The sequence below is a fragment of the Streptococcus sp. V940 genome (assembly GCF_054353495.1).
Window position 1 is genome coordinate 1 of the sequence record NZ_JBTHHZ010000004.1, and the last position, 8,904, is coordinate 8,904.

The 8,904-nt window shown below is 39.8% G+C and carries 10 protein-coding genes and 1 tRNA gene; 3 read left to right on the plus strand and 8 right to left on the minus strand.

What is annotated here, in order from left to right; translation table 11 throughout:
* Positions 1-54: 54 nt before the first annotated feature.
* From ACXYSM_RS08350 to ACXYSM_RS08370, 5 genes are all read right to left on the minus strand, one after another.
* Positions 55-126 (minus strand) — tRNA-Glu (locus ACXYSM_RS08350).
* A gap of 136 nt (positions 127-262) precedes the next feature.
* Positions 263-874: a 30S ribosomal protein S4 gene (gene rpsD / locus ACXYSM_RS08355; RefSeq protein ID WP_004253981.1), complete on the minus strand. Its 612-nt coding sequence runs from the start codon at positions 872-874 to the stop codon at positions 263-265.
* A 206-nt stretch (positions 875-1,080) separates the two neighbouring features.
* Positions 1,081-1,749: a potassium channel family protein gene (locus ACXYSM_RS08360; protein ID WP_458635000.1), complete on the minus strand. Its 669-nt coding sequence runs from the start codon at positions 1,747-1,749 to the stop codon at positions 1,081-1,083.
* Between the two features lie 13 nt (positions 1,750-1,762).
* Positions 1,763-3,139 carry a TrkH family potassium uptake protein gene (locus ACXYSM_RS08365; RefSeq protein ID WP_458635001.1) on the minus strand — a complete coding sequence of 459 codons (1,377 nt, stop codon included), beginning with the start codon at positions 3,137-3,139 and terminating at the stop codon, positions 1,763-1,765.
* A gap of 32 nt (positions 3,140-3,171) precedes the next feature.
* Positions 3,172-3,936, minus strand: coding sequence for a nucleoside phosphorylase (locus ACXYSM_RS08370; protein ID WP_458635002.1), 765 nt, complete (start codon positions 3,934-3,936; stop codon positions 3,172-3,174).
* Between the two features lie 190 nt (positions 3,937-4,126).
* Between ACXYSM_RS08370 and ACXYSM_RS08375 the strand changes: the two genes are divergently transcribed.
* From ACXYSM_RS08375 to ACXYSM_RS08385, 3 genes are all read left to right on the plus strand, one after another.
* Positions 4,127-4,579, plus strand: coding sequence for a DUF3290 family protein (locus tag ACXYSM_RS08375; RefSeq protein WP_458635003.1), 453 nt, complete (start codon positions 4,127-4,129; stop codon positions 4,577-4,579).
* A complete protein-coding gene (locus tag ACXYSM_RS08380; protein WP_458635004.1) occupies positions 4,576-5,208 on the plus strand; it encodes a DUF421 domain-containing protein in 633 nt (210 codons plus the stop codon). Before ACXYSM_RS08375 ends, ACXYSM_RS08380 begins: the two co-directional genes overlap by 4 nt.
* Before the next feature lie 116 nt (positions 5,209-5,324).
* Positions 5,325-5,528, plus strand: coding sequence for a CsbD family protein (locus tag ACXYSM_RS08385; protein ID WP_458635005.1), 204 nt, complete (start codon positions 5,325-5,327; stop codon positions 5,526-5,528).
* Between the two features lie 251 nt (positions 5,529-5,779).
* On the opposite strand, the gene ACXYSM_RS08390 is transcribed toward ACXYSM_RS08385, so the two are convergent.
* The 3 genes from ACXYSM_RS08390 to ACXYSM_RS08400 form a co-directional block, all read right to left on the minus strand.
* The gene (locus tag ACXYSM_RS08390; RefSeq protein ID WP_458635043.1) at positions 5,780-6,940 is read right to left on the minus strand and encodes a carbohydrate-binding domain-containing protein; all 1,161 of its coding nucleotides are present in this window, start codon (positions 6,938-6,940) and stop codon (positions 5,780-5,782) included.
* Between the two features lie 188 nt (positions 6,941-7,128).
* Positions 7,129-7,692, minus strand: a complete 564-nt coding sequence (locus tag ACXYSM_RS08395; protein WP_414264967.1) for a sugar O-acetyltransferase — start codon at positions 7,690-7,692, stop codon at positions 7,129-7,131.
* Between the two features lie 138 nt (positions 7,693-7,830).
* The coding region (locus ACXYSM_RS08400) for an LPXTG cell wall anchor domain-containing protein (protein WP_458635006.1) at positions 7,831-8,904 on the minus strand (1,074 nt) is incomplete at its 5' end.

Below are 8,904 nucleotides of genomic sequence, written 5' to 3' on the forward strand. Positions count from 1 at the left end.
ACAGGTTTTTTTAACTTTTTTTAAATCCTATTTCCATCAACCGCGATACACTCATAGTCCGTACGGGATTCGAACCCGTGTTACCGCCGTGAAAAGGCGGTGTCTTAACCCCTTGACCAACGGACCTTGAGCTTTTTAACTCTTTCTATTATACCTACTTTTAGAATCTTGTCAAGAACTTGAGATAAATTTTTCTTATTTTTTATTTTTTACAAAGAAAAAAGCCCACTGTTGTAGGCTTTTCGTAAGATATATCTCAAAATTAAAGCATCTTGTTGTAGAATTCAACGATAAGTGCTTCGTTGATTTCTGGGTTGATTTCATCACGTTCTGGCAAACGAGTCAATGAACCTTCCAATTTTTCAGCATCGAATGATACGAATGCTGGGCGTCCAAGAGTAGCTTCAACCGCTTCAAGGATTGCTGGAACTTTCAATGATTTTTCGCGAACTGAGATTACTTGACCTGGAGTTACGCGGTATGATGGGATATCAACACGTTTTCCGTCAACAAGGATGTGACCGTGGTTTACGAATTGACGAGCTTGACGACGAGTAGTCGCAAGACCAAGACGGTAAACTACGTTATCCAAACGACGTTCCAAAAGAAGCATGAAGTTGAAACCTAGGATTCCGCCCTTGATTTTTGTAGCTTGTACGAACAAGTTACGGAATTGTTTTTCACCTACTCCGTAAGTGAAACGAAGTTTTTGTTTTTCAGCCAATTGCAAACCGTATTCTGACAATTTAGAACGGTTGTTTGGTCCGTGTTGTCCTGGTACGTAGTTACGACGTGCCAATTCTTTACCTGTACCTGTAAGTGAAAGGCCGAGGCGACGAGCTTGTTTCCAAGATGGTCCTGTATAACGTGACATATGTATGTCCTCCTAATATAAATATAATTTCGGCGGAAATAGTCACTTAGAAAGCCCTGATTCGTGCAGATGCCCTTCGCCTAAACAGCCAAGGTTACTTGTTATAAGACACCTGTTGACGAGCTTCATGCTTTCCTGCTGCTATTTCACACAAAGGCTATTGTACCATGAAATACTGCATTTGTAAAGAGAATTTTCTATCTATTTTATTTTTCGTTAAATTTAGATAAGGTATCCAAATATTGGTTATTAATCACCGCCATGATATAGGTATCAGGTTTTAATAAGTCATTCGGCCCAAACTGAACATCCAAGGGAGCATTTTCATAGTCACGAAAACCAAGAATATTGAGATTGTATTGTCCTCGAAGATCAAGTTCACTTAGACTCTTACCTGCCCACGACCGTGGAATTTTCATCTCGACTATCGAGACATTTTTGTCCAACTGAAAAACATCAACGCTGTTATTAAATAAAATAGTCTGTGCCAACGAACGACCCATCTCAAACTCTGGTGAGATGACTGAATCTGCGCCAATTTTTTCAAGGACTTTTTTTGCTGTATGGCTTTTAACCTTAGCAATAACAGTTGGTACTCCTAGACTCTTGCAATGCATGACTGCAAGCACACTAGATTCTAAATTTTCCCCAGTTGCCACCACAACTGTATCGCAGGTATCAATTCCTGCTGAGAGCAAGAGCTCTTCATCTGTTATATCTCCAACAACTCCACGTACCAAGACAGGTTCGAACTGATTGATTCGCTCCTCATGGTCGTCAATGGCAATTATATTTATATCATGCTGAGCGAGGGCGGTAAGTACACTACTCCCAAAAATTCCCAAACCTAAAATTCCAATTGTCCGATCTGACATAGTTTATCCTTTCTTATCCTATCGTAATATCTGCTTTCATATAGTGGATCATATCTTTCTTATCTGGTTGATACTCAGCCAAACTAACTAACAGCGTGAGTGGTCCGATTCGACCGATAAACATCAGTAGCATGATAATGCTAAGAGCTAATCTGCCTAACTCTGGTGTCAAATTTGCAGTTACTCCGACCGTAGCAAGAGCTGAAATTGTCTCGAACATGATGTAGATAAAGCGCGGATTCCCCTCTGCGGTTACCCCTAACAGGATCAAGCCCAGCAAGAAAGTTAGCAAGAAGATAATAAAGACACTGAATGATTTTTGGACTGTCCGAGGTAAAATTGTTCTCCGAGCTACATTGGCATGGGGTAATCCTAAAAGTTCACTGCGTGCAAATACTAATAATACAAAGAAGGTTGTGATTTTAAGCCCCCCGGCTGTTCCACCAGGCGCTCCACCCAGAAACATCTGCAAAATATAGATCATCAAGGTAACAGGCCTAGCCTGAGTAAAATCAATAGAAGCAAATCCTGCCGTCCGCATGCTAACTGTTTGGAAAAAACTGACTAGCAATTTATCAGGGATGCTGAGATTTCCAATCGTTCCCGGATTGTTCCACTCTATCAAGAGGGTTGAAACTGTTCCAGTAAATAAAATTCCAGCTGTCAAGAAGAGAACCAACTTGGTATGGAAGCGAAGCCGCCGTTTTTTCTTGCTCAACTGCGTGGCCAGGTCAAACCAAACCATGAACCCTAGACCACCTGTGATGATCAAAGCAGCAAGCACTAGATTAATCAACGGATCAGTTTGAAAAGCTACTAAACTTGTACTTCCAAAATTATCAAAACCAGCATTACAGAAAGCTGAAATAGCTACGAAGATAGAGGTAAAAATTCCTCGGCCCCAACCAAATTCCGGAACAAAACGAAAACTTAACAGGAAAGCTCCGAGTCCTTCAACGATAAAAGTCGTCAAGAAAATCGAACGTATGAAAACCATTAAAGACTGAGTTTCTTCATAACTAAAGCTCTCCAGAATTGTTTCACGGCTACGAAGACTTAGCTTTTGCTTGCTTTGAATATAAAAGATCCCTATAAAGGTCATGAGACCCAAACCACCAATCTGGATCAAAAACATACAGATTAACTGACCCCAGATGTTATATGTAGTAGCCACTGGTTGAGTAAAGAGTCCTGTCACACAGACCATGGATACTGCTGTAAAGAGATGGTCGAAATAGGTCGCTTGGGAGCTTGTTGCTTGCACAAATGGCAGACTCAAAAGGAGAGAGCCTGCGAGAATAACCAAAGCAAAACTTAAAAAAATTCGACGAGCAGGTGATAAACGCCCCAAGGTCGTGTTTATTTTTTCCAAAAATGATTTGAATAACATAGTTACATTGTACCATAAAACAGTTAAAGCAGTCACATATGACTAACAATTTCAAGACAGAGTTCTAAGGCCTTGTCAAAAGCTTCTGCACCCCAATCACGACTATCATAATTTTCTAAATCCGCTAGAGAGTCGGCTGTAAATAGAAGTTGACCCCAAACTACTCCTCGAAGCTGGGCAACTGCTACAAGAGCTGCACACTCCATCTCCACAACTGCACAGCCTTCTTCCTTACGATAGGCAACCTTTTCAGCTGTCTCTCGGTAAAAACCATCTGTCGTCCAGGTCATAACTTCCTCATAGGGAATGCCTCTTTGCTCCAAGACTTGCTCGATAGCAGAAATCGCCTCTACATGTACATCCATATAACGAGAAGGCGCTGCATAGTGGTAGCTGGTCCCCTCATCTCGCAGAGCGCGAACAGGGACGAGAAAGGCATTTTCCTCTATATCGGCTAGGACTCCACAAGTTCCAGTGGAAATGATTTGCTCCACACCATAGCCGATCAACCAATCCATAAACTGGGCCGCAGGGGCAGAACCGACAGGAGCTTGGGCTAGACACACTTTTTCGCCTTTGTAGTCCATGACATAAACCGGGTAGGTCTTAGTGGCAGAAATGAACTCGCCTGCGCACTCTGCTCCTACTTCTCGAGCATAACGATCAATCTCCTCCTCCAAAAATGCATAGATGCACTTCTTTGGCAACTGTAAATCCAAGCCTTCATGATTGGGCATAATGACTGCCTGAGGATTATCATCAAACTCTAAAATAGGAATGACGTGTTTTTGAATCATAGAGCACCTCCTCTAAATTTTTACTATTATATCAAAAGCTAAACGAAAGTCAAGACGGGAGGCTAAGTCAAATCAGAAAAACCTACCTTAAGTAGGAAACAACAATTAAATGCTTTTTTCGTCATAATAAAATTGCTATAGCTTAGGAATTAGTTTATAATAGATTGAATTTAAAAAAGGGAGAAATCTTATGAAATTCTATTCATATGACTATGTTCTCAGTCAGATTAGTCAACAGAATTGGACCATGATTATTGTGTCGACATTCTTAGTGATTGTGACTGGATTCTTTGCATTTAAGGCTTTCAAAGATAAAAGAGGGAGTAAGTTCCGTGAATTATCGCTCATTTCTATTTTGACGTTAATTGCTTTTGTATTGATTAGCATTACGAATTTTCAAAACAGCCAATCCAATGATAATCAATTTCGTAGTTCCTTACACTTCATCGAGATTGTATCAAAAGAGTTAGGTGTTGATAAAAAAGATATTTATGTCAATACTTCAGCTACTACTGATGGAGCTATTATTAAGGTTGGCAACAATTTTTATCGTGCGATTAGTGGGACTGATCAAGATAGCTATTTATTAGAAAAAATGGAACTGTATAAATCAGACGTTGAACTCGTGGAGGTTGAAAAATGATAAGTTTTTTTGCTACAATTGCGATTAAATTAGCCTTGGGGCTACTTTCTCTTGTTTTTGTTATCAATGTAACAGGAAAAGGAAATCTAGCACCAAGTTCTGCAGTGGATCAAGTACAGAACTTTGTTCTCGGGGGTATTATCGGAGGGGTTATCTACAATAGTTCAATCACCATCATCCAATACGTAACAATCTTAATTATTTGGACCATTCTCATCTTACTCCTTAAATGGTTGAATACTAATGTTTCCTTCATCAAACAGCTGATTGACGGGAAACCAACTATTATCATCAAAAATGGTAAGTTAGATCCTGAAGCCTGCCGCTCAAAAGGTCTTGCAGCTGCTGATGTTGCTCTTAAATTGCGAGCTCAAGGAATTTTTCAATTAAAGGATGTCAAGAGAGCTGTGATTGAGCAAAACGGTCAATTGATTGTCGTAAAAATGGGTGACGAGAATCCTAAGTACCCAATCATCACAGATGGTGTCGTCCAAGTTGAAATCCTAGAAACCATTGGCAAAACTGAAGAGTGGTTAACAGAAAAATTGAAAGAAGAAGGCTTCGAAGAAGTGTCTAATATCTTTATCGCCGAATATGATAAAGGTCAGTTAAATATTGTAACCTATTAAAAAATGAACTGATGCTTTTCGTATCAGTTTTTTGCTTTTTAGCATAAAAGGGTATATACTTAAATTAATATCTGATTTAATTCAGATCATACAAAAAATTAACGGAGGTAATCCCCATGTCAATCGAAGAAAAACTCAACCAAGCTAAAGGTTCTGTTAAAGAAGGTTTTGGTAAACTCACTGGCGATACAAAAACTCAAGCAGAAGGAGCTGCAGAAAAAGTAGCTTCAAAAGCTAAAGAAGTTGCCGAAGATGCTAAAGAAGCTATCGAAGGTGCAGTATCTGGTGTTAAAAACATTTTTAAAAAAGACGGAGAATAATTTCCTGTACAATGAACACTCTTATTCCACATGTTTAGAAAAGCATTGGAATAAGGGTGTTTTTTTGCTCGTTCAAACATCAGAAAAGCACCCCTTTGAGGCACTTGATATAGTTTTGATAATTATTCTAACTAATCTGTATAAGAGATCTATGTGGACTGGATAGAAGATAGAGTAGAAACTTTTATTTCCTCCTCCTTTTTCTCCAACATAAAAAATCTCCCCTCTCTTTCGAGAAAGGAGATTTTCTTTTATGGTCGTCCACCAGGTGCACCGCCACCAGGCATCGAATTTACAATTTCAGTTTGTTTTTCATCATTAAGGTAGATCTCTCCACCTGTGTAGGTTGCTGTTCCATCAAAGTCAAAACCAGTTTGACCAGCCATTTTGATGGTTCCTCCCGTAACAGTAATGTTACCATTTGAGTCAATTGGATCCGTGTCCCCTTGACCAACTTCAACCGTCAAATTCCCACCATTCATAGTAAAGAAAATTTCACTTTGTTGGGCGTTTTTGTTGGCCGCATTGACACCATCATCTGTTGAGTATATGGTGATGTCCCCACCGTTGATCGTGATTGACTTACCTTCAAGCCCTTCTGTAGAATTCTTAACTGTGTAGGTTCCACTATCAATAACCAAATCACCTGATGCGTGGATACCATCGTCCCCTGCAGTAACAGTAATGGTATTATCAGAGAGATACATGGTTCCTACAGATGTGTCCTCATCATTGTCTACCTTGACACTATCTTCCTTGGCATCGATGGTCATGGTTGTACCGGTAATATTGAGTTCATCATTGACATTAAAGGCATCTCCCACTGCTGTGATGTTGTAAGTTCCGCCTGTGATGTGAAGTGTATCGTTTGCCTTAATACCATTGTTTTTCTTACCATCTACATTGAGAGTTCCTTTACCATTGATGGTCAAGTCCACTTTAGAGAAGAGGGCTGCATCAGCTTTTTCATCACTATTAGAAGCTGAATCTGAGAGGCTATTGGCTGTGCCATCTGCTAGAGTTAGGTAAACATGACCAGCTGATGTAGCGGAAATAGCTGCATTGGTATTGGTCATGGTCACACCCTTTAGAACAATATGTACATCATCTGTTTTTTCAGCTGCAATCTTGATTTGAATACCGTCAGATTGTCCAGAAATCACATAAGTTCCAGACTTAGAGATGGTAACGGTAGAGTCTGACACAGCAACTCCTTCACCAGAAACAGTTGCAGTAGATCCAGACAGCGTCACAGTTGATGCAGATTTTTCATCGTAGGAAGTATCGTAGTCCTTGTCTGTGAAATAGCTAGTTTTCTTAGCACCTGTAGTGGATGCCGTTGTTGCGGTATTGCTAGTTGTTGTATTTGAAGTTGACTGGGTACAAGCTGTCACCAGTGCTAGAGTTGCTATACTCGTTAATAAAAATGTCTATTTTTTTGCTTTCATGCTCTTTTCCTCGACTTTCATTTTGCATATTCTTAGTCTACGGAATTTTCCTAAAAGAAGTCTGAACTTTTTCTGAAAGTTTTCTTAACCACATCCGAACTTCATTAATACTCATTGTTTATGTAAAAAAAGAACAGCATTTTGCTGTTCTTTTAGTTTTCTTTAACTGGAATTTCCTTGATAACTCGTGCTGGGTTGCCTGCCAGAACTACATTGTCACCAAAAGATTTGGTAATGACAGCTCCTGCTCCTGCAACAACGTTATCACCTAGTGTAACACCTGGAAGGACAATAACCCCACCACCTGCCCAGAAGTTCTTACCAATAGTAATGGGTTTCCCAAATTCTAAACCTGAATTTCGTTCATCTGGATCCAGTGGATGAAGGGGTGTTAAAAATTGGCAGTTAGGACCAATCATGGCATTGTCACCAATGGTAATAGGACAAACATCCAACATGGTCAGATTCCAATTGGAATAAAAATTTTCTCCCAAATAGATATTGACACCATAATCCACCACCAAACGAGTATTGACATAGAGATTTTCACCAGTTGAGCCAAACCATCCTTTGATGATTTTCAAACCTTTTACTGGATCGACTTCTTCATTAAATGAGGCTTGCTTTTGTCGTGCTATTTGTGCTAGAGCACGAAGTTCTGGATCGAACGGGTGATAAGGTTCTCCCGCAATCATTTTTTGATATTCACTTTTCATATCTTGATATCCTTGTTTATTTTACACGATTGTAGCATAGTTCGATTCTTAATACAAGCAATCAAAAAAACTAGTGCATCATTTGATACACTAGTTTTTAATTAGAAAGTTGACTTTTCCACTACTTTACAGAGTTGATTAGTCTTCTTTCTTTTTACGAGCGATAAGTCCAAATCCACTCAAGACACCTACTAAACCAAGGGCAGCAAGGCTAGCATGATCTTCAGTACCAGTATTTGGCAATTGAGGAGCATTTTCCTTAGCTGGAGCTGGTTTAACTGGAGCTTCTGGTTTTTCTGGAGTTACAACTTTCTTGTAGATGTGTTGGATGTTACCATTTGCATCTACAACAGTCTTCACAAACTCATATCCTGGAATATCTTTCTTAGGTTGTTCTCCATCCTCTGTTGGATATCCTGGAATTGGGTTTCCGTTTTCGTCAACATGAGTTGTTGTGATCTTTTCGTAGACATGTACTGTATCACCGTTTGGCAACTTCTTAGTTTCAACGAAGCGGTATCCCGGAATGTCTTTCTTAGGATTTTCGCCGTCTTCTGTTGGATATCCCGGAATTTCATTTCCGTCTTTATCCTTGTAACTAGTCTTCACTTTTTCGTAGACATGTTCTGTGTCGCCGTTTGGAAGTTTCTTAGTCTCTACGAAGCGGTATCCTGGAATATCTTTCTTAGGATTTTCGCCGTCTTCTGTTGGATATCCTGGAATTGCTTTACCTTCTTTATCTACAAACGTAGTAACTGGTGTTACTGTTGGTGTGTATGTTGCAGAAGCTTTTGTTCCGTTCATATCTTCACGAACAACTGTAACAGATGGAGCTGTTCCTGTAAATTCAGGTTCTGGTTTGAAGGTTACTGTTCCGTCTGGTGCTACTGTGTAAGTACCAACACCTGGAATAGTCTTAGTTGTTGAACCATCGTCAAATGTTGCTGGAACGTCATCATTCATTGGAACACGGCTATCGCCTTCCTTGAATGTTGGTTTACCAGACTGTTCTTTACCTTTTGGTCCAATAGTTGTAGCTGGTTCACCTGTTGGTGTTACTGGTGTAACAGTTGGTGTGTACTTAGCTGTTACTGGTGTACCGTTCTTATCTACACGTTTAACAGTCACGCCTGTTCCTGTTCCTGTGAATGATTTTTCTGGTACGAATGTAACTGTTCCGTCTGGTGCTACTGTGTATGTTCCTTCACCTGG

Coding starts and splice junctions, on each gene's coding strand:
- rpsD (WP_004253981.1), bottom strand. CDS start 874: ATGTCACGTTATACAGGACCATCTTGGAAACAAGCTCGTCGCCTCGGC.
- ACXYSM_RS08360 (WP_458635000.1), bottom strand. CDS start 1,749: ATGTCAGATCGGACAATTGGAATTTTAGGTTTGGGAATTTTTGGGAGT.
- ACXYSM_RS08365 (WP_458635001.1), bottom strand. CDS start 3,139: ATGTTATTCAAATCATTTTTGGAAAAAATAAACACGACCTTGGGGCGT.
- ACXYSM_RS08370 (WP_458635002.1), bottom strand. CDS start 3,936: ATGATTCAAAAACACGTCATTCCTATTTTAGAGTTTGATGATAATCCT.
- ACXYSM_RS08375 (WP_458635003.1), top strand. CDS start 4,127: ATGAAATTCTATTCATATGACTATGTTCTCAGTCAGATTAGTCAACAG.
- ACXYSM_RS08380 (WP_458635004.1), top strand. CDS start 4,576: ATGATAAGTTTTTTTGCTACAATTGCGATTAAATTAGCCTTGGGGCTA.
- ACXYSM_RS08385 (WP_458635005.1), top strand. CDS start 5,325: ATGTCAATCGAAGAAAAACTCAACCAAGCTAAAGGTTCTGTTAAAGAA.
- ACXYSM_RS08395 (WP_414264967.1), bottom strand. CDS start 7,692: ATGAAAAGTGAATATCAAAAAATGATTGCGGGAGAACCTTATCACCCG.